Raw genomic sequence first — 24,783 nt, 5'->3', positions numbered from 1 at the left:
AAAAAGTTAAGCAAAACCTGTCGGTTTTGCAGATCGAACCTTACGGTTCGGTTAGGTGAAATCTTCGATTTAGTTGAATAACTACGTTATTCAACTTCCCTGCAACCATAGGTTGCAGTGGACACTGCTCGAAGCTTCGCTTCGATTTCATCAAAGGGATGCATTATAGTCGTTCTACAAAAAATATAGCATATTTACAACTTCAAACCGAAGGTTTGAGCAGCGAAATCTTTGATTTCGCCTAATCGAACCGAAGGTTCGAGCAGCGAAAACTCCGCAGGAGTTTTCGCCTAATAAAATTTCAATTTTAAGGTAGTTTAACAAAACTCCAATTTAAATTAGAGTTATGTTAACCATTATTTAATTGTAGAACGACTATACCTCACTTCACTTGGTAATGCCTCTTAATTTTATTATAGTCGTGTGCGTTAGAAGTTGGAAATATGCTACTGATAAATTTTTAAAGATTCATCCCTTATTTCAAATTTTAAGGGGGCTAAAGTTATTTAAAAAATTAATGGCAAAACCAAAGGTTTTGCCGTATATATTCCGCACACGACTATAAATCAACTCTAATTAACTCTTCTGATATTTTCGGATTAAAATTGAGATTTTTAGGAGATTTTAGTTATTTGTTGATATTTGTGTAATTTAGGTTTGGTTTAATTTTAAAATATATTAAATAAGTTTGGAGAATTAAGATTTTTGTTAATAGTTGTGTGTTAGATTTAAAAATAGATTGTATAATCTTTCTTGCTTTCTACGAGTGTAACGAGTAGGTTTTGAAAATTCCTAAAAAGAAAGTAAGTTAAGGGCTTGAGTACTCAATCTACTAAAACAAGGATAGAAATTTTTTCTTTTATTTCTTTTCTATGATTTTGATATTAAGGTCATTATTTTCCATTAAATAACAAATAAACTCTAAATGCAATGATTAATAAAGTTATTACCGCTGCCAATAAAGATACGAACTTTATTTTGAATGCCGATACCTTTTCCTTAAAAACAGAGAGATACAAAACGAAATAGGATATTAAAGTTAGAAACATCCCCAAATCAACCAAAGTTTTTGATGGATATATAGAGAGGGTAGCGATAATAAACGAATTCAGCAAAACACCATTTGTGGGAATGCCTTTTCTTAATTTAACAAATGCATCTGAAAATTTTGGGATGAATATTTTGTCATGGGACAGAGCATAGGGCATCCAACCTAAGGAAAAAAGCCAGCTAAATACACATCCTCCAATTATCAACAGAATACAAACCCAAATGAGGGAATTATTCCCGATTAGTGCCCCTATAACATCCCCCAATTCACTATAAGTTATATTTGATGAGATTACAACTAACGTATATAGCAAATACAAAATTCCGATAATAAATGTCCCAATAATCAAGCCATAGCCAATGTCCCTTTCTGGATTTTTAAATGCCTCTGAGGGTATTGATATCCCTTCCCAACCCGTCATAGTCCAAAGTCCAAAATAACTCGTTACCAAAACCTTAAACAAATTAACTTTGGCATCAAAAACTGATAAATCAAATTTATTTGAAAATATTATAAACAATAAAGTGATTACTGTTAAAGTTCCAAAAATTCTTAAAAAGTTCCCTACGACCTTAACACCATTTATAATAAGGAGTGTTAAAAATATAACCAAAACAATACCTACATACTCAAAGTTAAAGTAGATGTTGAATATTATACTAAAAAACGATACAACTGCTGAGATCGCAGTTACTCCAGCAAACCACAGTGTATATGCAAAAATTGTTCCCACCTTTTTCCCAAAAATTCTCATCACGTATTTATATGGTCCCCCACTTTTGGTTATCTTTGTTGTTGCGTATGCAAATGGTAAAACCAAAACCATACTTATCATCAAAACCAAAATCCACCCATATATTGCACATTTTCCTGCAATCAAATATGTTAATGGAGATAAAACAAAAATCCCCCCACCAATGATAGAAGTTATTGTCAAAAATACTGCATCCTTTAAAGTTAGGTATTTCACAATCCCAACCCCCACACATACAAAAGTTGATTATGTGTTGAATTATAGTCGTGTGCGTTAGAAAATTTGGCAAAACCCTTTGGGTTTTGCCGTATAATTTGGAATATACTGTAGGTAAATTCTTAAAGATTTATGCCTTATTTCAAATTTTAAGGAAGAATAAAAGTTATTTGAAAATTCATTGATATATAAATAAGTTTAAAAATCCACTGCAACCTTCGGTTGCAGGGAAGTTGAATAATCATAGATTATTCAACTATTTCGCACACAACTATATAAGTTGTTTGTGGAATTCTTTTCATATATTTTGGCATAAATAAAATTTCTGAAAAACGACAAATTAAGCGTAATTCTAAATGAGATCCGGTTTATCCTTTTAATTTTATTAAAAAATTGTATCTATAGCTGTGTGCGGAATTTATTACTTATTTATGACCCGATGGGTTTTAAATAGTAAATATTCCTTCTTAAAATTTAAAATATGGCCATAACTTCACAGAATTTATTGTAATTATATTTCAAATTTTAACGCACACAGCTATATTTTTGACTCTATTTTAACGTAATTACTTTACAAAAAAGATACTTCAAAACTAAAACCAACAATGCAATCATTTTGTTATTAATTTATTCTTTCAAATATTTAGACTAAAAAAGATTTTTGCAGTAAAAAATAAAGAAATAGAATTCAACTAAAAAAAGCTCTATAAGTTGATAACCTTCATATCCTTTATATTTTCAAGTTTCTTTATTTTCTCTACAACCTCTTCTGGAACTACATGGTCAACATCTAATAACATAATGCTCTCTCCGCCGGGGGATTCCCTACCAACTTGCATTCCAGCAATGTTTATTCCATAATCTCCAAGGGTTAGGCAAACTCTTCCAATTGTGCCAGGTCTATCTATGTGCTTTATAACGCAGAATATTCCCTCTGGGCTGAAGTTAACTTTATATCCATTAATTTCACATAACATTGGTTTTCCATTTGCAATAGTTCCAGTGATTGAAACTTTATCTGTCTCCCCTTCTGCAATAACTTTTATAGCGTTTCCATATTCACTCTCTGACAATGTTCCCTCAACAACTTTTATGTTTCTATTCTTTGCAATAACTGGAGCGTTAACTAAGTTAATTCCAGCAAGTAATATCGGTGATAAAAGACCTTTTAAAAATGCCCTCTTTATTAAATCTGTTTTCTCTTTAGCCAATTCTCCAGCATAGACGATCTCTATTTTTCTCACAGATTTGTCAAGTAATTGAATAATTATGTTACCCAACTTCTCAGCCAATACCATATATGGTTTTATTTTGCTCATCTTTTCAGGAGGAAGCATTGGCAAGTTAACAACATTTTCAGCAGGTTCTCCTTTCAATACCTTCTTTATCTGCTCAGCAACTATTGTTCCTGCACTTTTTTGTGCCTCTTCTGTTGAAGCACCTTGGTGTGGAGTTCCAATAACATTATCTAAGGTCAATAATGGGTTGTCTTTTGGTGGCTCCTCTTCAAAGACATCAAGTGCTGCTGCTCTTATTTTCTTTTCTTTTAATGCTTCATACAATGCCTTTTCGTCAATTAATCCTCCTCTTGCACAGTTTACTATTATAGCGTTTTTCTTCATTAAGTTAATCTGCTCTTTTCCAATCATGTGTTTTGTTTTTGGTGTTAATGGGACGTGTAATGTTATGAAATCACTCTCTTTGCATAGTGTGTTTAAATCAACCAATTTTATTCCAAGTGAGTTAGCCACTTCCTCTGGTATGTAAGGGTCGTAAGCAATTATGTTCATTCCAAATGCCTGAGCCCTTTTAGCAACTTGTTGTCCAATTCTTCCTAAACCAACAATTCCAAGTGTTTTTCCATACAATTCAATACCTTTAAATGACTTTCTATCCCATTCTCCTCTTTTTAATGATGCCGTTGCTTGTGGGATGTTTCTTGCTGCTGCAAGCATTAAACCCATTGTTAGCTCTGCAACTGAAATTGATGATGCATCAGGGGCATTAACAACAATAATCCCTTTCTCAGTCGCGGCATCTAAGTCAATATTATCAACACCAACCCCTGCCCTACCTATAACTTTTAATTTTTCTGCATTTTCAATAACTTCTCTTGTTACTTTTGTCCCACTTCTGACAACTAAAACTTCTGCATCTTTAACCTTTTCCAATAATTCCTCTTTGCTTAAGCCAGTTGCTATTTCAACATCACCAACTTCTTCTAAAATCTTTATAGCATCCTCATGCAATGGGTCTGTTACTAATATCTTAACCATTTTTTATCACCCAATTCCAAGATTTATTAATAATCAAACAAAAAATATAAAAACGATAAGATGTATTGATTTCATGATTAATGTCTTCTTATTTAAATAGTTAATTTTCATCGATTCATTAGTTATTATGAATTATGAAAATTATTAAAATTACTACCCAATAAATATCTTTGGTGGAAAAATGTATGCTGTTTTAGTTTTAGAGGATGGGACTGTTTTTAAAGGAAAAGGTCATGGTGCTGAGAGAGAGATTTTGGGAGAGTTAGTATTTAACACAAGTATGACGGGATATGTTGAGATTTTGACAGATCCTTCATATAAGGGACAAATAGTCACAATGACATACCCATTAGAAGGGAACTATGGAGTTAGGAAAGAATGGTATGAGTCAGATGGCATAAAGGCAGAGGGTTTTGTTGTTAGGGAATTGACTGGCAGAGAATTGGATGATTTTTTGAAGGAGTATGACATCCCATGCATATCCAATATTGATACAAGGTTTATAACAAGAAAGATTAGGGACAAAGGGGTTGTAAGAGCTTGCATTAAAACATCATCAGAACCAATAAGTGATGATGATATTGAGGAGTTATTGAAAAAAGCAAGAGAGCATAAGGATTTGTCGGAAATTGATTTGGTTCCAATGGTCTCTACAAAAGAAGTAAAAATCAATGAACCTATTGGAGAGAAAAAGGCAAGATGTGTCTTAATTGATTGCGGAGTTAAGAATAGCATAATAAAGTGCTTAACTGAGAGAGGGTGTGAAGTTATCCAAGTTCCATACAACACAAAGGCAGATGAAATTTTAGAATATAAGGCAGATTTCGTTTTGGTATCCAACGGTCCAGGAGACCCAGTTAGGGTTAAAGAAACCATAAATACAGTAAAAGAACTTATCGGACAAATTCCAATAACTGGAATTTGTTTAGGTCACCAAATTATTACCTTGGCATTAGGAGGGGAAACATACAAACTCAAATTTGGACATAGAGGAGGAAACCAACCAGTTAAAGATTTAACCACTGGTAGAGTTTATATAACATCTCAAAACCATGGTTTTGCTACGAAAGAGGACTCTCTCCCTGATGATGTTGAAGTTATGCACATAAATCTAAACGACAACACCGTTGAAGGGATAAGGCACAAGAATTTGCCAATTTGGAGCGTCCAATACCACCCAGAAGCAGGGCCGGGACCACATGATGCTAAGTTCTTATTTGATGAGATGATAAAATTAAAAGATGCCGTTTGAAACTGTTTAGTTTTTTGTGAGTATTTGTGAGGATATGTGTGTTTATGAGTTTTCGATATATTTATATAGGACTTTATAAAGATAAAAACATAGATGGGTGGAGCTTGGGGTCATCTCGGAGCGAAGCGACGAGAACTTAAAAACCGTTAGGTTTTTATGTCCACGACAGGGGCAGAGACACCCTTGTGTGGCTGATGACGCCCAAGTCCAATATGGGTATTTACTCACCAATACTCACATTGGACAGACCCCAAATCTTATTTTTAATTTAATTTTAATTTTTTAATTTTTTATAATGATTTTTATGAGGATGAGTATGATTGGACTCCTCGCACATAAAAAGACATTGGAGAATGAACTAATTTTGGAGGCATTTAAAAAGAGAAATTTGAAGGTAGATTTTGTTGATAGTAGGGAGATTATTAACGGCATTGAAAATTATCATTACGATTTAATTCTATCAAGGGTTGAAAGGGATTATTTATTTGAGGGAATATATGCACTGAAGTTTTTTGAAAGTGAAGGACTAAATGTCATAAATAACTCAGAAACAGTATATACATGCCAAAATAAATATCTAACCTATCTAAAATTAAAAAAATACATGCCAAAATCATTTTTAACATACACAAATAACTTTGAGAAGATTCTAAATGCCATGGAAAAAAATAAGATGGATTTTCCAATAGTTATCAAACCAATATATGGCGGTTATGGAAATGGTGTTGTAAAAGTAAATAGCAGGGAGGAGTTAAAGAATATTGTCGAACTCCTTAAATTCCACAACAGAGAAATCTTTATCCAGGAGTTTGTAAAATATGAGAATGATGTCAGAGCATTTGTTGTTGGCGATGATATTATCGGGGTTATGGAGAGGATACCAAAAAATGACTGGAGGGCAAACTTTTCTCTTGGGGCGGATGTTAGGGAGTTTAAGTTAGATAATGAGACAGAAGAATTAATTTTAAAATGTGTTGAGAAAGTAGGGGCTGATATTGTTGGTGTTGATGTTTTGGTTTGTAGAGATAAATCTTACATATTAGAAATGAACATAACTCCTCAATTTAGAGGGATGATGAAATTTGTTGATGTGCCCAATGCAATCGTTGATTTTTGTATTAGTAGGATAAAGAAGTAAATAATTTGGATAATAATTATAGTTCTTCTGCAGTTAGGTTTGCTTAATTGATTTGCATATAGAAAAAGAAAAGACTCAGGGGAAATTATGATCAAAAAAATAAAGATGGAAGTTTCACCATTAAATGTATATAAAAGCATTATTGGAGAGAACACATTTTTGTTAGAATCTGCTGAGGGTGTTCCAAAAATAGCGAGGTATTCAATATTAGGAAAAGCAGAGGGTAAAATAGAGTTCAGAAATGGAAAGTTAAAGATTACTCCATTTACTGAATTTGGGGAGAAAGTAAAGCACTTAGAAGGCAAATATAACTGTCCATTGGATGCTTTGAGAGAAGTGAGAAACGAATATTTAAAACATTTAAAACATGTTAAGGAAATTCCATCTCATTTGAGATTTAAAGGAGGCCTTGTTGGATATTTGGCTTATGATATTGTGAGATATTGGATAGATTTAGACAAAATCCAGCCAAGACCTGTAAATGACTTAAACTTCCCAGATGCAGAGTTTTTTATTGTTAAGGATTTTATATCATTTGATTTGAAAGAAAAAACCATAAACTTAATATCAGATAGCAGGGAAGGAATAGAAAAACTTGAAGGTATCTTAGAAAATGCAAAAAAAGTAGATGAGAGACCAAACGCAACAGAAGAGAACAACAATGAAAACAATGACAATATAGAGATAAAATCCAACTTTGAAAAAGAAGAATTTGAAGATGCTGTTAGAAAAGCAAAAGAATATATCTATGCTGGGGATATATTTCAAGTAGTTTTGTCAAGAAGGATGGATGTTGATTTAAGGGGTTATGATTTATTTGAAATTTATAAGAGGTTGAGAGAAATTAACCCATCCCCATATATGTACTATTTGGATTTTGGAGAGAGGAAATTAATTGGCTCTTCACCAGAAATCTTAGTTAAAACAGATATTAGGGATGGGAAGAGATATATAATTTCAAGACCTATTGCTGGAACAATCGGAAGAGGGAAGACGGAGGAAGAAGATAAAAAACTTGAAGAAATACTTCTAAATGATGAAAAAGAAAGAGCAGAGCATGTTATGCTTGTTGATTTGGCAAGGAACGATGTCGGTAAGGTCTCGAAATTTGGCACTGTAGAGGTTGATGAATTTATGGTAATTGAAAAATATTCCCACGTTCAGCATATAGTGAGTAATGTTATCGGGGAGTTAAAGGATAATTACGATTCCTTCTTAGCAGTTAAAGCAACATTCCCAGCAGGAACATTAAGTGGGGCTCCAAAAGTTAGGGCAATGGAAATTATTGAAGAATTAGAGAAAACGTACAGAGGGGCTTATGGTGGGGGAATTGGTTACTTCGGATGGGATGACTTAATGGACTTAGCAATAACAATAAGGACTATTGAGGTTGTAAACGATAAAGGATATATCCAAGTTGGAGCTGGAATTGTGGCAGATAGCGTTCCGGAGAAAGAGTGGGAAGAAACTGAGAAAAAAGGTATGGCTATGGTAAGTACAATAAAATCCATAAAAAAATAAATTTCCCAAATATTCAATATATATTTTTTATAAAAAATAAAATTTAATGATAAATAAAGGAAATTTTTACATAGTCTCAATAGGTATTAACAACGCCATTCCAATCAAATCATCTTTACTCACAGTTCCATCAATCCCTGCAATAAACATCGCCCTATCAGCAGATCTTTCCATCTCAACTGGTACTGGAAACTCTTCTCCCATTGCAATAACATGACCCACTCTGTGTCTTGCATATGAACATATTAAGACCAAATGCTTTGGAGGTATTTTTATCTCTTTTATTTTTATTGATTTTGCATCCCCCTGTTTGAATTCAACAGTTTCATCTGCAACTATTGGAACAATTTTGCCCCCTTCCTTAAATTTGAAGTCGTAGTGATATTTTTTAGTCTCTTCTATGTCATGTTCTATTTTTCCTACTCTTCCAAGGATTCTAAACATAATTACCACCCAAAATTCTCATAAAAAATCAAAATTAAATTAAATAAAATTAATTAAAGTTATTTTTCCTAAATTAAACTTAAGAAAGTTCTAAAAACTTTGCTTCAATATGAAATACAGATGTATCCTCCACTTTGCTTATAAGTCTCGAGAGGTTTTAAGCAACTTTCTCTCCACTTTCTCTTCTTTCAATTCTTGACTTAATAAGTTTCAATCTGAAGAAGTTTTCTCTTTCCATTTCATCTAATCGCATAGATATGTATTTTTTGGTTTCTTCTAACTTTGGAATGATGACATATTCAAGAGCATTAACTCTTCTTTTTGTTGTGATTATCTCCTCTGCAAGCAATTTTATTGAGGTCTCTATTTCAGCAAGTTCAACAATTAATTCCAGTGCTTCCTCAAAAGCCTTTGCTGCCTCATCCAACTTTGCACATGTGTTGTAGATGCTGTATCCTCTTTCTGAGACATTTCTCCTAACATTTTCAATCTCAAACACAGGAACGGTAACACCCATAATGTTTCTTGTATCCACATCTAAATTAATTTTATCATTTTTTGCTGCGAAGGATGCCTCTTTAACTGACAAAATACCCATAACTGCCTGAGCCATTATCAAATCTTGGTATGCCTTTTCAAGGCATTTATTTACTTTCTCTCTTATACCTGATGCTTGCTCAATAATATCAAAGAATTCCATAATAAGAGCATCCCTCTTTTGCTTCAACAACTTGTGTCCTTTCTGAGCAAGTTTAATTTTGTTTTTCAGTTTTAACAATTCCATCCTTGTTGGGTTTACCTGTTGCATAACTATCCCTCAAAAATTATAATGAAACATTTTAAAAAGATCCTAATTTGTGAAGTATCCTCTTAGCTTAATTTTATGTAACTACTCCCCCATGTCAACAAAACAAACATAAAAATTAATTTTAGCTCCCTTAAAGAAAAAGAAATTTAGTTAGGCAGGATTATTTTTTTCTGTATTTTGGATGGTATTTCTTAATTAACTCGTCTGGGATTCTCTTCAATTCTTCTTCTGGCAAGATTGCTAATAATTCCCATGCTAAGTCAAGTGTTTCTTCAATTGATCTGTCTTCATCTTTTCCTTGCATGACGAATCTCTTCTCAAACTCGTCAGCGAATTTCAAGTATGCTCTATCTCTGTCAGTTAATGCCTCTTCCCCAACAACAGCAACTAAGTCCCTCAAGCTTCTACCTTCTGCATATGCAGCATAGACCTGGTTGATAACTTTTGAGTGATCTTCTCTTGTTTTTCCTTCTCCAATACCGCTACCCATCAACCTTGATAATGATGGCAAGACATCAACTGGTGGGTAGATACCTTTTCTGTGTAACTCTCTTGAAAGAACAATCTGCCCCTCTGTAATATATCCAGTCAAGTCTGGGATTGGGTGGGTTATATCGTCGTGAGGCATTGTTAAGATTGGGATTTGTGTAATTGTCCCTTTTCTTCCTTTAACTCTTCCTGCTCTTTCATACAATGTTGCTAAGTCAGTATACATGTAACCTGGATAACCTCTTCTTCCAGGAACCTCATTTCTTGCTGCAGCAATTTCCCTCAATGCCTCACAGTAGTTGGTCATATCTGTTAAGATAACGAGAACGTGCATGTCTTTCTCATAAGCTAAGTACTCTGCAACTGTTAAAGCGATTCTTGGTGTTAATATCCTCTCAATTGCTGGGTCATCTGCAAGGTTAATGAAGACAACTGCTTTTTCTAATGCCCCTGTTTTTCTGAACTCTTCCATAAAGTAGTTTGCCTCTTCGTTAGTAATACCCATTGCAGCGAAGACGACTGCGAATTGCTCTCCTTCTCCTCTAACTTTTGCCTGTCTTGCAATTTGAGCAGCAAGTTGGTTGTGTGGTAAACCAGAACCTGAGAAGATAGGCAATTTTTGCCCTCTAACGAGTGTGTTCATACCGTCAATTGTTGAGATACCGGTTTGAATGAAGTCACTTGGGTATTTTCTTGAAACTGGGTTTAATGGGTAACCGTTAATGTCCAATTTCTTTTCTGGAATAATTTCTGGACCACCATCGATTGGTTTACCTGCACCGTTGAATATTCTACCAAGCATTTCCATTGATACTCCAATTTTTGCAGTTTCTCCTGTAAATCTTACTTTTGTTTGGTTTGTGCTTAATCCTGTTGTTCCTTCAAATACCTGAACAATAGCAAGGTCATCTCTTGCCTCTAAAACTTGCCCTGTTCTCTTTTCTCCATCTGGACAGATGACTTCAACAATTTCTCCGTAAGCAGCTCCTTTAACTCCTTCAACAACTAACAATGGACCTGCAATTCTTGAAACTGATGTGTATTCGACAGTTTTTTCTGCCGCTGCCATGGTAACCCTCCTCTATGAGTTTGTTGAAAATTTTTTGAAAGAAATTTTTGAAGAATGATTTAAAAGTATTATCAAATCTTTATTTTACCATTTATTTTTTATTTTTTGATTAAAGCATTCATTTCTGCCTCAATTTTATCCATAATCTCTTTTGCTTTTTTGTTTATGAATTCATCATGTGGAATGTATTTCATTCTTGCAATATCTCCTTTAACTGAAACTTTCATTATGTCTGCTGGGTCAACTCCTTTTGAAACTGCCTCTAATGCCTTGTTATAGAATGTCATAATGGTCTTTAACATCAAGTATTGTTTCATTGGTGGACAGTATGTATCGATTTCGTGGAATGCATCTTGTTGTAAGAAGTCCTCTCTGAGCATTCTTGCAACTTCTAAGATAACTCTTTCTCTGTCTGGCAATGCATCAGGACCAACTAATTGGACAATCTCTTGCAACTCTGCCTCTTTCTGCAAGAGGTTCATTGCCTCATCTCTTAACTCCTTCCAATCTTCTCCAGTGTTTTCCCTCCACCAATCTGCAATGTCATCAACATACAATGAGTAACTTTGCAACCAGTTGATTGCTGGGAAGTGTCTTCTTCTTGCTAAGTTTGCATCTAATGCCCAGAATACTTTAACAATCCTCAATGTGTTTGATGTAACAGGTTCTGAGAAGTCCCCACCTGGTGGTGAAACCGCCCCTACAATACAAACGAATCCTTGTCTGTTATCTTGTCCTAATGTTATAACTCTTCCTGCCCTCTCATAGAACTGAGCCAATCTTGATGCAAGATATGCTGGATAACCTTCTTCCCCTGGCATCTCCTCCAATCTACCAGAGATTTCCCTCATTGCCTCTGCCCATCTTGATGTTGAATCAGCTGTTAAGAGAACCCCATACCCCATATCTCTGAAGTACTCTGCTATTGTAATTCCTGTATAAACAGATGCTTCCCTTGCAGCAACAGGCATGTTTGATGTGTTTGCAATCAATACAGTTCTGTCCATCAATTTGTTTCCTGTTTTGATATCTTCTAAGTGTGGGAACTCTTCAATAACCTCTGTCATCTCGTTTCCTCTTTCTCCACATCCAATGTAAACTACAACGTCAGCATCAGCCCATTTTGCTAACTGGTGCTGTGTAACTGTTTTTCCAGAACCGAATGGTCCAGGAATTGCTGCGGTACCCCCTTTTGCCAAACCGAAGAATGTATCTTCAACTCTTTGCCCTGTGATTAATGGAATAACTGGTGGAAGTTTTTCTTTGTATGGTCTTGGTTTTCTAACAGGCCATTTTTGCATTAATGTTAATTCTTTTTCTTCTCCGTCTTCTGTCTCAACAATAGCAACAGTTTCTTCAACAGTGAACTTACCTTCTTTTATTTCTTTTATTTTTCCTTTTATTCCAATTGGAACCATTATTTTGTGGACGATTGATGGGGTTTCTGGAACAGTTCCAATGATATCTCCTTCTTCAACATAGTCCCCAACTTTTACAGTAGGTGTGAATTCCCATTTTATATCCCTTGGCAATGCTGGGACATCGACTCCTCTTGGAATGAAAATTGAACCAGTTTTATCTTCAATTGCTGTTAATGGTCTTTGAATACCATCGTACATTGCCTTTAACATTCCTGGTCCAAGTTCTACCGACAATGGAGCCCCTGTCCCCTCTACTGGCTCACCTGGTTTTATACCTGTTGTTTCCTCATAAACCTGAATAACTGCCTTATCTCCTTGCAATTGGATAATTTCTCCTGTTAATTTTTCTTCTCCTACTTTAACGACCTCATACATTTGAGCTCCTTTCATACCTTCAGCAACGACAACAGGTCCTGCAATTTTAATAATCTTTCCAACGACCATATTTTCACCTCAGCCAAACAATTTTTACTTTTTATTTTTATTTCATATCTACACCAACTGCTTTTCTTACAAGGGTTCTTATTGGGTCGTGCTCTCTAACGATTGGACCGTTCTTATCTGGAATTTCCACAACAACTTTTTCTACTGAATTGATAACATCCCTAATCTCTTCACCAATTCTTTCAGTTGTTATTATTAATCCGATATCTTCCCTTTCAGCGAGTTCTTTTATTGCCTTTGCGGCTTCTTCTTTATTATTAACTTCATAAACATCAACTAAACCTGCCAATCTAAATCCAATGGCAGTATCTCTATCTCCAACAACACCAATTTTCATTTTCATCACTTTTATAATTTTTTACTATGAGGGAATATTTAAGAAATTTATGCAATTAGAGCCCTAATTTGGTTTGGTGGAAGATTCTCAATGAAACCTTTAAAAAGGTTAAGCAAAACCTTCGGTTTTGCAGCTCGAACCTTACGGTTCGATTTCATCCAAACAGGATAGGGTACTTCGCTTCAATTAGGCAATTAATGTTCTTATTTGGTTTGGTGGAAGATTCTCAAGTTTTCCTTTTATTATTATCTTCAAGTTTCTAATTTCCAACTCTTTTGCAGTAATGAATCCAATGATTGGTCCTACTCCAAATGGTTTTCTTAATGATAACTTTTTACCTAATTCAACAAGATATTTGTCAAGTGCTTTTTCAAATGCATAGACTGATTTTGTTTTTTCGTATTCTTCCATTGCATCTGCTAATATTTGAGCATATACTGTTCCTTCCAATGAACTTACAACACCTTCAATACTATCAGCATCAGCCAATTCTTTCAACTTCCAAGGTGCAAGTTCATATCCAATGTTTACAAGATACTCTGAGAGCACGTCTGATGGCAATTTGTCAGCTTTTCCTCTTAATATTACCTTTATACTTTCAATATCGACCATTCTTCCAACAAATTCTTTGAAGAGATCTTTTTCTTTACCTTCAATGCCAACTGTTTTCCACAATTTTTCAAGTAAATATTTATCCAATGCCAATTCAAGTGGCAACAAGTTTCCTGTTTGCTCGAATTTTGCCAATGCCTCACTCAATACAGGAGCATATTCTGTGCCTTCTAAACCACTTACTACCTCATCTACACTTTTTGTTTCACTTAACTCCCTTAACTTATTAACGGGGATGGTTCCTAAAGGTATGAGCAATTTAAATGTTTCTTCCTCATTTAAACCAACGAATTTTGCTCTCAATAATGTCTTTATGTTTTTTATGTCAAATTTTTTTGCCAATAAGTTTAATGTTTTCTTTGCTTCATCTGGGGAGATATTTGATAATGTTTGATAAACATCTGCAAGATGCATATTTAATGCCTTTTCAATTGCAATCGGGTCATTTAATTCATTCATCACTTCGCTAATGTATGGCCCATATTCAGTGTCATCTAAAAATCCAATCAATTCATTTATTCCTCCAGCTTCAATTAATTCGTTTAACTTATCTTCACTCAATAACCTTGCTTCCATACTTCTAATTCTCGCGTTGGTGTATGCAAATGGAGCTAAATCAATGACATACTTCAATATGTATACAATTATAACCAAAAATATAACAATGCTCGCCAATATTAACAGTATCATAAATGTATCAAAGGGCATATTCATAAATTGGGCTATCGCCGTTATATCCATTGGAACCACCCCTCAACTCCGGAGGCAGCCTTGTGGCTGCATGCAAATACTTTTCTATGCATTATACCACCTTAGAATAATATCTCTGTAACTTTTGCTCTTATATTTTCCATGTCTCTCTCGAATACTGCCTCCAAACTGTTGTTTAAAATCTTTGATCCGTCTGCTGTGCTTATTATACATCCACCAATGATTTTTACAGGTTCTCCTTTCTTCAATATAGTAACCCTTCCTGTAGATTCTTCTATCTCTTTTTCTAACTTCCAAAGAACTTCGTCCTCAACTAATCCCATATCTCTTTCATTTAATTGGACAATTAACTCTCCTCCACCAAGAGAAATAGCCCCATTTTTAATCATTTTTGCTAATATTTCCTTGTATTCTGGTTTTTCTGGGAGTTTTACTAAATCTTCTCTCAATTTATCTATTGCCGCTTTTATAATGTTCTCTTTTTCTTCTAAGATCATTCTTTTTGCTGTTAATTTAGCCTCTGCAATTATTCTGTTTCTTGTCATTTCTGCTTCTTTTTCTCCCTTCTTCAATATTGCATTTTTTCTTTTTTCAGCTTCTTCCTCTGCATTCTTTAAAATAACGTTTGCTTCCTCTTCTGCTTTTTTAATTATTTCATCCGCCTTCTTTTTTGCATCATCCAAAATTTTGGATGTGATTTTTTCTACACCCATCCTTTCACCTAAAAATGTTTAATTGAAAAAATTTAAAGGAAATTTAAAGAATTTATTTGAATATTTGAAAACCTTTATCCCTATCATTTAAGAGTTAATTTAGAACATTATTCCAAGCATGATTAAGATTGCGATCAACAAACCAAAGATTGCGAATGTCTCTGGCATAACTGCTAAAACAAGCCCTTTACCCATAGCATCTGGGTCTCTTGCTGTTGCACCAATAGCTCCAGCAGCAGTAATACCCTGCCCAATACCAGAGAGACCTGCGAAACCAACTGCCAAACCAGCACCAAGTGCAGCAATTTCTTGTACTCCAGGACCACTGAAGACTCCAACTAATAACAAGATTGCGACTAATAAACCATAAATTGCCTGTGTCTCTGGAAGGACTGAGAAGACCATTGCCTTACCAAAGATGCTGTCGTCTTCAGCAACTGCTCCCAAACCTGCTGCTGATGCAATTCCCTGCCCAATAGCTGAGAGTCCAGCTAATCCTGTACCTATACCAGCTGCGAGCATTGCCCATGCAGGAGCACTAGTAAAGACGAACAATATTAAGATTGCAACTAAGAATCCATACAAACCTTGTGTCTGTGGAAGTGCTTGGAAGACTATAGCGGTACCGAATTTATTTGGGTCTTCTGCAACAACACCTGCACCACTTGCTCCAGTTATACCTGCACCAATACCAGAACCTAAACCAGCAATACCAACTGCTAAACCTGCTCCAATTGCCCCTAAGATTAATGGATTCTCAAATACCATTCTTATCACCTCAATTTTTTAGTTGAATAAATTTTTGGATTAAAGATATTAGATGAGAGGCACTACCGAGCGAAGCGAGGTAGTGCATCCGATTTGGATGAAACCTTTTTTAAAGGTTTCATTTAGATATTTAAAGTTTGATTATGGAGTGGTAAACTCCCTCTTTGCCTTAAATGGCGTGAATTTCTTACCTCCACCTTCATAGAACTGACCAAAGAACTCTACGTAGTGCAACCTCAGTGAGTGGATGAAGGAACCTAAACCGTTCATTACGAAGTTGAATGTGTGTCCTAATAATAGCATCAATATTGCCAATATTATACCAACTGCTGGGACACTATCCCAGAGAAGTTTTGCCATAATGTTAACAGCCATTGCTAAACCACCAGTAGCAAGACACAACGCCAGAAGCCTTGCGTAAGAGAGGACGTTACCCAAGAATCCTGTTATATCCATTGCTCCAAGGAGAGCGTCCATTATTCCTCCATTCATAAATCCTTTTGCCATACATACCAATATTACCAATACAACAGCTGCTCCAATGATGGTTAGATTGCCTATTGCAACTCCAACTACAATAGCCAATATCAAGAACAACCAAAGTCCTTGGTTTAATATTGCATCTTTTTTGTTTCCTCTTTTGATGTTTTCAAGGAATCCAACGAGCAATCCAATGAACAAATGCAATATACCAACAACTATGGAGAATATCAATATTGCCATTGGACCATTGTTGACTGTTATATTACCCATCTTGAACAATGGGTTTGCTTCACTTATGTATGCACTCTCTCCCAATGGGTTTACTAATGCCAAACCTGATTTGTATACGTCAAATCCAAGGAACTGATATAAGAAGTCCCCTAAGTAACCTCCAGTTACCAAACCAGCGATGACTGTTGCGATACCTGCCAATGTTAATATGTAACCTAAATTGTAAGCTCCTTCGCTAACTTTACCCATTTTTTTCCATAAGAACAATCCAACCAATGTTAATAAGAAACCATATACAGCATCTGTAAGCATTATACCATAAAACATCAAGAATCCTGGGACAATTAACAATGTTGGGTCAACTTCATTGTATTTTGGTGGAGCGAACATTTCTGTAAGTATTTCAAATGGCTTTATTGGTTTTGGATTGTCTAATAAAACAGGTATCTTCTCTTCTGGTTCATCTGGTTCTGCAATTTCAACAAATGCATATCCATCTGCTGCATTTTCGATAATTTCCTTTGCCTTCTCAGCATACTTTTGAGGTACCCATGCTTCAAGAACATAAGTTCTTTCTGTTCTTCCACATAAGGAGTATGCATCCCCTCTTTCTTTCTCAATTTCCAATACCTCATAAACTGCAAGTAATTCTTCTTCCCATTTTTCAGCAAGTTTTCTTAATTGACTGGTGATGTTTTCTATTTCACTTGTAATGTTGTTGAGTTCTTGATTAATTTTTGAGAGAAGTTCTTTTGGTGTTCCTTCAACATTGCTTATTTCAAACCTTTCAAACCCAAGTTTTCTTAACTCTGCCCCAACATTGTCCATATACTCTTTTAACACTGCAATAATTACTGGAACTTTTTCTTCATTTTCACTTACAACAACATTGCCCTTAACAATTTCACAGTATCCATCTGTAACATCATCTAAGGATTTTTCTAATTCACTTAATTTATCTTTTGAGATTAATCCAGATACAATATATACAAACTCACCAACTCCAAGACATTTCAAATCAACATCAAAGTCCTGTAAGTATTTTACTTGTTCTTTTAACAAGTTCAATTCGTTCTTCCTGTTTTCCAATTTTGTCAATTTTGCTGAAGGTTCACTAACCTCCCTATCAACATCACTCAAAACTTTCTCTGCATAGGAAATTGCTTCCTCTGCTGATGAGAATGACATTTTCTTCTTCTTTGGAGGTTGTGGGTTCAACAATTCTTTAATACTGGTTTTTTCTTCTTCTTTTACACTTTTGAATAAGTCAATGATTCTCCCAATCTTTATCATCAATGTTGCTATTTGTCTTGTGTACTCTGCTGACGTTGCTGGAGCTAAGAATGCCCTCCACTCTGGACTCTCAAGTTTTGCACTCATGTCATAAAGTTCTACTAATCCACTTTCATGAAGATTCCTTATAACACTATCCATCTTTTCATCTAAAATCACCGCTCTTATTTTGTTCATTCTTGCGGGTCTCACTAAAACCACCTTTAAAATTTTAAACGAAACTTTTAGGATAGGGCTTTGTAGATCCACCACTATAACATAATAAACAATTTAAAATTCAATGATTTCTTCTAATTTGAGGGATAATACCTTAACCTTTGCAACTGAAACTATATCTTTAATATCTGCCTTAGCTTTTGAAATGATTTCTTCTGCTTCTTTTTTAGCATCTTCTTCTGCATTTTTGATGAGTTCTTCAACTTTTGCTTGAGCTTCTTCTTCTGCTTTCTTAATTAACTCTTTACCTTTTTCTATCGCTTCTAATTTTATCTCTTCTGCTCTCTTTTTAGCATCCTCTATCTCTTTTATTGCGTCTTCTTCTACCTGCTTTATTTGTTTAATAGCATCTACGGCAATCACAAGGATACCTCCTTTTGAAAATTGATAGATTATTCAAATTCAATTCATATATAAACTTTATTATTTGCAATTATTTGTCATTATTTATCATTAATAATTTAGGAACTTAAAAATACTCGAAATTAATTTAATAGTCAGCAAATTACAAAATAGCTTATAGTTAGGCTAATGTCACTATTATTGTTGTTGATAGCCAAATTTGGCATTTATATAAGTTGAGATTACTGCTGGAATGGTCGCTATTGCAGTGCAAGTTTCAAGGGAAACTCCTTTTCCAGTAATGTCTAAGTGATACTCCCCCATCTTTACAATATCTTTTGGTAATCCATGTCTTCCAAGCCCCACTAAAATGCCACATGGCTTTTTTGTTAGCAAATTAACAACATCCATTGGTGTTATTGCCTTCTTTTTGTCTGGTTTTGATGTTGCTACTATTGGTATGCCCAACTGAGGTAGATATTTATCAATAATCAAAAACCTATTTTTTTCAATTAACTTATGCAAGTATTCCCCAGAATTTCCAATTGTTGTTTCTATTGATAAAATATCTTCTTTTTTACATGGGAACTCCATAATCGCAAGATTACAATCAAATGCATAACAGATGGGGGCAGCCCTTGCAATTGCTCTCTTATGTGCTTCATGCCACCTATTTTTGTCATAGGAATTATACAATATCAGAGTCATTCGTTTTAAACTCTTCTTTTGCATAAAAATCACCTTTAAAATTAATAAAAAACAAAAAATAACGTATATAATTAGTAACATACTAACTTTCATTATTAAGTAATAAAAGTATAAAAAAAGCATTAAAAATAAAAAGTTAGTTGTTGCAAATAGCAATGATAAACCTACTCTCTGCCATGTCCAATGCATATAGGGAATTTCCTTCAATTATAAAAGTGTTTTTTATTTTTGTTATAGTTGCGTTGTTGTTGGTTTTTATTACTTTTATAATCATGGTTTTATTGCTATTTTTTATCATCTCAATTTCAGAAGGTGTGAATGTAGTATAACCCTCCTTATTATTCAAAATGACTTTTGCAGTTATGTTCTCCGATACATTTATTGGAATTACCATTTTGTGTGGATAAAAGTTATTCAACCAAATCAACTTACCTACCAAATCCATTATGGAAACTCCACCATCTTTTTGGGACAGGGACAAGTTATATTCCAAATAGATAATTGGTTTTGTTAAGTAGTATTCTTTTATCTCTTTATCTGATGTATTAACAAGTTTTGTTTTCATTGCATCATTTATTGTGCATCTCAATGGAATCTCAACGGAAACTCCATTAATCTCTGTTTTTAATGTTTTCGAGTATTTTAATAAGTCATCATTGCTAATTTTATAATTATTTCTTTGCTCTATGCATAAGCATGAGGAAACTAATAAACACATTATTCCAAATATAATAAACTTCTTCATCATTCTTTCTCCCCTTCATTTTTTGCACGGAAGTGGTCGTAAAGATACAGTATTATTAGTAATATTATCACCAAATAAACATGGCTCTTTAACCATATTGACAAGTAGCCAATATATGGTATAACAAGAGGTTTTCCATTAATTGTTACAACTTTTTGCCTTATTTGTGATGGAGAAACTAATTCGGGGTCGTAAGTTGGGTTGTTGTCTCCCTTTACAACATAGTAAGTTTTATTATCAATATTCAACTTTTCAATAATTCTATGAATGACGGGTTTTGTTTTATCCCCCTCAAATACAAAAAATGATTTATTATCCACACTTATATATCCTTTAACTTCATTGTATTGGTATAGAGGCCAGTGGGCATTATAAACAACAATATCTCCAACATTTAAATTATTTGGGTCAAATTCAAAATGTGCATTCTCCACAACTACCAAATCCCCTCTTTCCATAATTGGATACATACTATTAGACACAACAACATTTACATGGCTCCAAACTAAAAAAAGAACGAGTAAAAATACTACCCACTCAATGATGTCTTTTTTATTTATAATCTCACCTTTTGATGTTATCTATTATTGCAAAGCAAACAGATACTTTTATATCAATTGTTATATATTTGTTATATATTTTTTGTTATTGAAAAATTTTTGTTGATAATTATGCTTAATATTAAGGAACTTTCCCAAAATGAGATATTAGAACTTATAGATTACATTAAATCACTCAGAAAACAGAATATTAGTTATTCTCAAATAGTTAAAAAGATAGATGTTGAGAAAGGTATTAAAATTTCTAAATCTACGGTTATTAGGTGGTGTAAGGATACACATAATCCATTAAACAAAACAAAATTTTTTAATTTTGAGAATACTCTCACCATAATCAATTTTTGTTCGAAAAATAATATGAAAAACGATATATCGTCATTATTGGTTTATAAAACTCTTTTTATTGATTTCCAAACTAAGTATGATTGTGGTTTTAAAGTTCCTTTTTGTGGATTTAAGAATAAAATATTCTTTTTAATCAAAAACTCTCTAATTTTTTTAGGTATTTCCATATCTTCAACTTCATAATCTTCTTTAAATATCCTTAATGCATCAACTATTTTCTTATAAAACTCTTCATCTTCCTCTTTAACGTCCTCCAAGAAGTATTTTAGTTTTTGTATTTCATCTCTAAGCATTGAATTTAAAATTTCACCTAATTTTTCATATCTTAACCTATCAATAACGACCTCTATTAAAATTGGCTTACCACCAACATAGGAGTAGATTAATTCTTTATCCTTATTAGACAGGTTAATATTATACTCCTTTGCTAAAAAATCAATAAATTTTATTGCTGTTTGTTTATCAAAATCATCTACTAAGATGTAATCGGCTCTATTTTCCAACTCTCCAATATTATAAACATACTCAATAAACAAACTATCCGAACTTAAGCAGAAAACATGGCAGAGATGTTGGACTTTAGTTAAAGATACTAAAAATTGGAATAAACTCCACAATAATAACCTGTTCCCATTTAATGTTACTTTTCTAATCATTTGTAATTCATCAAATATTAGTATAGGAGTTTTTCCTTTTTCATTTAATTTAGCAAACAAATATTCAACATATTGATAAACATCCCCTGATTTATCCTTTTTATTAAAAATTTTTTCAAAAAACGGTTTTGGAATTTTTATTGGCATTCCCAAGTAATAAGAAGATACTTCTTCAGAACTCTTAACTAACAAGTCAGCTAATGATTTAGCATACTCTCTAAAATTATCTATTTTCGATTTTTCGTCCACTTCAAAAAGACATTCGATGAAGTTATCAACGTTTAGAATATTTCTTGTCCTGAAATCAATAAAGAATGGTATATATTTTGATTTATCTAACCTATTGGCAAGAATTTCTCTCATTAAAGTTGATTTTCCAGAATTTAGTGGGCCATAAATAAAGTGTATTAATCTTGGTTCCCCTTTTATAATTGATAAAATTCTGTGAGTTTCCTTTTCCCTATTAAAAAACTTCATACTAACACCAAATTAGATTTTTACCTAATTTATTTTGTAGATTTCTTACTTTTTAATGATTTTGATTATAGTCGTGTGCGGAATTTTTTAATTTATTTATAATTAATGAATTTCCAAATAATTATTCTCTCTTAAAATTTGAAATAATTGTGTTATTGAGGGTGGTGCATAATTAAAAAATTTAAATATGGTGAGTTAAAAATAGAATACAAAAAGTGATAAAAATCGAATGGTGAATACCCATGGACGCCGTTAAGATAGTTATAACTTTGATAGATAAATATCTTACTGATAAAATCGAACAACCAAAACGTAGGGGACCTAAGGGTTATGATTTAGTATTGAAGTTGAGATTATTAGCTTATGGGGTTTTAAAAGGATTATATTATACGAGGGAATTAGTGAGATATTTAAAGAAGTATTATAAAAAACCAGATTATGAATAGATTCTGGACAAATGTAAAAGGTTTTAAGAAAAAATACGTTTTCTGTATGTTATCGGTTATAACCGCACAAATATTAGCAATTTACAACTTAAAAACTCTACGCTCATCTTCGTTTAGGATTACATATATATAATGATAAACTTAATCGCTCATCTTCAAGTATCATTACATAATATAAGCGATAGTAATTTAGAGAACCAGTTCGATTTATAGTTATAGATAAATGTATAGAAGCTTACATATAAGTGGAGATTTCTTCGACTAATGCCTCGATGTTTTCTTAAATGGGGTTTGATTATCGAATGGAAGCATTCGCAGTTATTAACGTGGGAGATGCCGTTAGAGTATTCTTTCGATGCATGATTAACTGTCAAATGTTTAAATACTTTTGGATGAGATTCTAAATTTTCGTAAATGGTATATTCGTCTGTATTAACAATTAAATCGTCTGAATTAACCTCGCTAATCATTTTCCAAATTTTGGTCTTGCTTAAATTCGTTTCAACGGAGGTAAGTACTCTTTTGTCCGTTCGATTATATAGGGTTATTATTGGAGGCCTTTCACTTTTATACGTACCTCTGCCTTTTCTTTTTAGATAGAACTTTCGCAAGTATATTCGAATATTTAATTATAATCACTAAATTAAATATATCTATTGCAATCCTATACTATTATTTTGAATAACAAAAATTGTTTTGGGATAATATGCTAAAAAAGATGGGGTCTATCGTTTACATGCTTTTTATATTACTTTCAGAGGTTAATTCGTGTGTAGAGCTATCAAAAACGTTGCGTATTTTCGGAATAAACATATCCCACGATACTATAAATCGAATTCTTTGGGATGAAGGAATTTCTCCTCAAGAGAGACTATTTAGCTATGTTAGAGATTTTATCATTCCCGACTATAACATTATCGTTATAGACGACTTTGTTATAGACAAAATTTACTCCAAATCAACAGAGTTTACCTATTATTGTTGGAGTAACCTACACAAACGAGTAGTTAAAGGCATACATATCGTTGATTGCATTGTTACAAATGGAAAAAACATCATTCCAATCGATTTTAGAGTCTATGATAAACAAAGAGATGGAAAGACAAAGAACGATTTATGCAGAGAAATAATATCATCTTTGGTGGAGAAAGGCTTAAATATTCGATATATCTGCTTTGATAGTTGGTATTCAAGCAAAGAAAACTTAAAACTCATAGATAAGTTCGGTTTATTTTACCTCTGCAGGATTAAAAGAAATAGGAAGATAAAACTCTCCAAAAACGGAGAGTGGATTTCGATTAAAGAACTTGGAGAAATTCCTAAGAGCGGCTTAATCGTTTATCTAAGGAAAGTGGGCTATGTCAAACTCTTCTGCCTTTCCAAAAACGGAAAGGCAGTATATTATATAACGAATAACCTATTTATGGATTTCGAAGAATTCCAAGAGGTCAGAAACGCCTCTTGGAGAATCGAAGAATTCCACAGAGGGGTTAAACAGTGCTGCAATATCGGAAATTTCTTCGTTAGAAAGAGACTTCCAGTATTAGGACACATCTCGTTAGCCATGAGAGCTTTTTTTATTTTAGAGAGGATTAGAATTGATAAAAAGATTACTTGGTATGAGTTTAGAAGAGAACTAAACCGAATAGCCGTTGGGAATGCTATAATCTCTTTATGTAAAGAAGCTGGTTTATTGTTAATCTAAGTATTTAAATGTATTTGCGAAAGTCCTATTTAGACCTCTTTTTCGACTATTTTCTTTTTTAATGCCTTTATCTCCAGCATTAACGTAGAATTCATCTATCTCCAATTCTTTTCCAGTAATTTTTTTAAAAGATTGTCCTTTTCAGATAACTCCATAATTTCTTTTGCAAACGAATGAACTGTTCTATAATCTCTTCCCAATTCCTTAGACATTTGATTGATTGAGGAGTTTCCTAAATTTTTGGCTATATAAAACATTTCTCCCAAAGTTATTCGTTTTTTAGCAAATATCGTTCCAGTTAAATCGTTGAAGTGTCTTTTACACGAGTTACATCTGTATCTTTGGATGTAGGGTTTGCGTCTTTCTTTACCTTTTAAAACAACATCTTTCGAACCACAGTATGGACAAATATATCCATTACCCCATCGAACCCTTCTTATAACTTCAATACATTCTTCATCCTTTGGTATGAATAATTTATATACCTCGACGCTCATAAGATTACAATATTAAGTTTATCATTTATATATGTAATCCTAAACGAAGATGAGC

General features: G+C 33.4%; 25 protein-coding genes. 7 read left to right on the top strand and 18 right to left on the bottom strand.

Annotation, left to right across the window (positions count from 1 at the left end):
* Positions 1-893: 893 nt before the first annotated feature.
* Both METIG_RS03130 and serA read right to left on the bottom strand, forming a co-directional pair.
* Positions 894-2,021: an APC family permease gene (locus METIG_RS03130; RefSeq protein WP_013798791.1), complete on the bottom strand. Its 1,128-nt coding sequence runs from the start codon at positions 2,019-2,021 to the stop codon at positions 894-896.
* A gap of 704 nt (positions 2,022-2,725) precedes the next feature.
* Entirely contained in the window at positions 2,726-4,297 is a 1,572-nt protein-coding gene (gene serA, locus METIG_RS03125) for a phosphoglycerate dehydrogenase (protein ID WP_013798790.1), read from the bottom strand.
* 181 nt (positions 4,298-4,478) lie between these two features.
* On the opposite strand from serA, the gene carA reads away from it, so the two are divergent.
* The 4 genes from carA to trpE all read left to right on the top strand — a co-directional run bounded on the left by carA (position 4,479) and on the right by trpE (position 8,208).
* The gene (carA, locus tag METIG_RS03120) at positions 4,479-5,549 is read left to right on the top strand and encodes a glutamine-hydrolyzing carbamoyl-phosphate synthase small subunit (protein WP_013798789.1); all 1,071 of its coding nucleotides are present in this window, start codon (positions 4,479-4,481) and stop codon (positions 5,547-5,549) included.
* A gap of 97 nt (positions 5,550-5,646) precedes the next feature.
* Positions 5,647-5,835, top strand: a complete 189-nt coding sequence (locus METIG_RS09230) for a hypothetical protein (RefSeq protein WP_245527629.1) — start codon at positions 5,647-5,649, stop codon at positions 5,833-5,835.
* Between the two features lie 30 nt (positions 5,836-5,865).
* Positions 5,866-6,687: an ATP-grasp domain-containing protein gene (locus METIG_RS03115; RefSeq protein ID WP_013798788.1), complete on the top strand. Its 822-nt coding sequence runs from the start codon at positions 5,866-5,868 to the stop codon at positions 6,685-6,687.
* A gap of 87 nt (positions 6,688-6,774) precedes the next feature.
* Positions 6,775-8,208: an anthranilate synthase component I gene (gene trpE / locus METIG_RS03110; protein ID WP_013798787.1), complete on the top strand. Its 1,434-nt coding sequence runs from the start codon at positions 6,775-6,777 to the stop codon at positions 8,206-8,208.
* Between the two features lie 66 nt (positions 8,209-8,274).
* On the opposite strand, the gene METIG_RS03105 is transcribed toward trpE, so the two are convergent.
* From METIG_RS03105 to METIG_RS03040, 14 genes are all read right to left on the bottom strand, one after another.
* A complete protein-coding gene (locus METIG_RS03105) occupies positions 8,275-8,652 on the bottom strand; it encodes a DUF22 domain-containing protein (protein ID WP_013798786.1) in 378 nt (125 codons plus the stop codon).
* Between the two features lie 157 nt (positions 8,653-8,809).
* A complete protein-coding gene (locus METIG_RS03100; RefSeq protein ID WP_013798785.1) occupies positions 8,810-9,460 on the bottom strand; it encodes a V-type ATP synthase subunit D in 651 nt (216 codons plus the stop codon).
* Between the two features lie 160 nt (positions 9,461-9,620).
* Positions 9,621-11,018 carry an ATP synthase subunit B gene (locus tag METIG_RS03095; RefSeq protein WP_013798784.1) on the bottom strand — a complete coding sequence of 466 codons (1,398 nt, stop codon included), beginning with the start codon at positions 11,016-11,018 and terminating at the stop codon, positions 9,621-9,623.
* Between the two features lie 98 nt (positions 11,019-11,116).
* On the bottom strand, positions 11,117-12,883 hold the full coding sequence (locus METIG_RS03090) for an ATP synthase subunit A (RefSeq protein ID WP_013798783.1): 1,767 nt from the start codon (positions 12,881-12,883) through the stop codon (positions 11,117-11,119).
* A gap of 37 nt (positions 12,884-12,920) precedes the next feature.
* Positions 12,921-13,220, bottom strand: coding sequence for a V-type ATP synthase subunit F (locus METIG_RS03085; protein ID WP_048055509.1), 300 nt, complete (start codon positions 13,218-13,220; stop codon positions 12,921-12,923).
* Between the two features lie 186 nt (positions 13,221-13,406).
* Positions 13,407-14,573 (bottom strand): V-type ATP synthase subunit C, encoded by a 1,167-nt coding sequence (locus METIG_RS03080; protein ID WP_013798781.1) that lies wholly within the window; start codon positions 14,571-14,573, stop codon positions 13,407-13,409.
* A 71-nt stretch (positions 14,574-14,644) separates the two neighbouring features.
* Entirely contained in the window at positions 14,645-15,256 is a 612-nt protein-coding gene (locus tag METIG_RS03075; RefSeq protein ID WP_013798780.1) for a V-type proton ATPase subunit E, read from the bottom strand.
* 99 nt (positions 15,257-15,355) lie between these two features.
* Complete coding sequence (locus METIG_RS03070; RefSeq protein WP_013798779.1) at positions 15,356-16,024, bottom strand: ATP synthase subunit K; 669 nt, start codon at positions 16,022-16,024, stop codon at positions 15,356-15,358.
* A gap of 141 nt (positions 16,025-16,165) precedes the next feature.
* The gene (locus tag METIG_RS03065) at positions 16,166-18,223 is read right to left on the bottom strand and encodes a V-type ATP synthase subunit I (RefSeq protein ID WP_172632606.1); all 2,058 of its coding nucleotides are present in this window, start codon (positions 18,221-18,223) and stop codon (positions 16,166-16,168) included.
* A gap of 78 nt (positions 18,224-18,301) precedes the next feature.
* Positions 18,302-18,610 (bottom strand): ATP synthase archaeal subunit H, encoded by a 309-nt coding sequence (gene ahaH, locus METIG_RS03060; RefSeq protein ID WP_013798777.1) that lies wholly within the window; start codon positions 18,608-18,610, stop codon positions 18,302-18,304.
* Between the two features lie 177 nt (positions 18,611-18,787).
* On the bottom strand, positions 18,788-19,321 hold the full coding sequence (locus METIG_RS03055) for a DUF531 domain-containing protein (RefSeq protein WP_048055507.1): 534 nt from the start codon (positions 19,319-19,321) through the stop codon (positions 18,788-18,790).
* A gap of 112 nt (positions 19,322-19,433) precedes the next feature.
* Positions 19,434-20,045 (bottom strand): hypothetical protein, encoded by a 612-nt coding sequence (locus METIG_RS03050; RefSeq protein ID WP_013798775.1) that lies wholly within the window; start codon positions 20,043-20,045, stop codon positions 19,434-19,436.
* Entirely contained in the window at positions 20,042-20,623 is a 582-nt protein-coding gene (locus METIG_RS03045; RefSeq protein ID WP_013798774.1) for a S26 family signal peptidase, read from the bottom strand. The genes METIG_RS03050 and METIG_RS03045 overlap by 4 nt, the downstream gene beginning before the upstream one ends.
* Before the next feature lie 365 nt (positions 20,624-20,988).
* Positions 20,989-22,080, bottom strand: coding sequence for an ATP-binding protein (locus tag METIG_RS03040; RefSeq protein ID WP_013798773.1), 1,092 nt, complete (start codon positions 22,078-22,080; stop codon positions 20,989-20,991).
* 242 nt (positions 22,081-22,322) lie between these two features.
* Between METIG_RS03040 and METIG_RS03035 the strand changes: the two genes are divergently transcribed.
* Positions 22,323-22,526, top strand: a complete 204-nt coding sequence (locus METIG_RS03035; RefSeq protein ID WP_013798321.1) for a hypothetical protein — start codon at positions 22,323-22,325, stop codon at positions 22,524-22,526.
* Positions 22,519-22,659 carry a hypothetical protein gene (locus METIG_RS09525; RefSeq protein WP_172632605.1) on the top strand — a complete coding sequence of 47 codons (141 nt, stop codon included), beginning with the start codon at positions 22,519-22,521 and terminating at the stop codon, positions 22,657-22,659. The genes METIG_RS03035 and METIG_RS09525 overlap by 8 nt, the downstream gene beginning before the upstream one ends.
* A gap of 22 nt (positions 22,660-22,681) precedes the next feature.
* Here the strand turns inward: METIG_RS09525 and METIG_RS09220 are convergent, their stop codons facing one another.
* Positions 22,682-23,137, bottom strand: coding sequence for a transposase (locus METIG_RS09220; RefSeq protein ID WP_172632604.1), 456 nt, complete (start codon positions 23,135-23,137; stop codon positions 22,682-22,684).
* A gap of 95 nt (positions 23,138-23,232) precedes the next feature.
* On the opposite strand from METIG_RS09220, the gene METIG_RS03030 reads away from it, so the two are divergent.
* Complete coding sequence (locus tag METIG_RS03030) at positions 23,233-24,231, top strand: IS701 family transposase (protein ID WP_013798772.1); 999 nt, start codon at positions 23,233-23,235, stop codon at positions 24,229-24,231.
* Positions 24,232-24,326: 95 nt separating this feature from the next.
* Here the strand turns inward: METIG_RS03030 and METIG_RS09630 are convergent, their stop codons facing one another.
* A complete protein-coding gene (locus METIG_RS09630) occupies positions 24,327-24,728 on the bottom strand; it encodes a transposase (RefSeq protein ID WP_013798771.1) in 402 nt (133 codons plus the stop codon).
* Positions 24,729-24,783 lie beyond the last annotated feature (55 nt).

This window comes from Methanotorris igneus Kol 5 (assembly GCF_000214415.1).
Lineage (GTDB): Archaea > AGJL01 > Methanococci > Methanococcales > Methanococcaceae > Methanotorris > Methanotorris igneus.
Note: the sequence above shows the minus strand (reverse complement) of the source record. Positions and strands in the feature narration are given on the sequence as shown.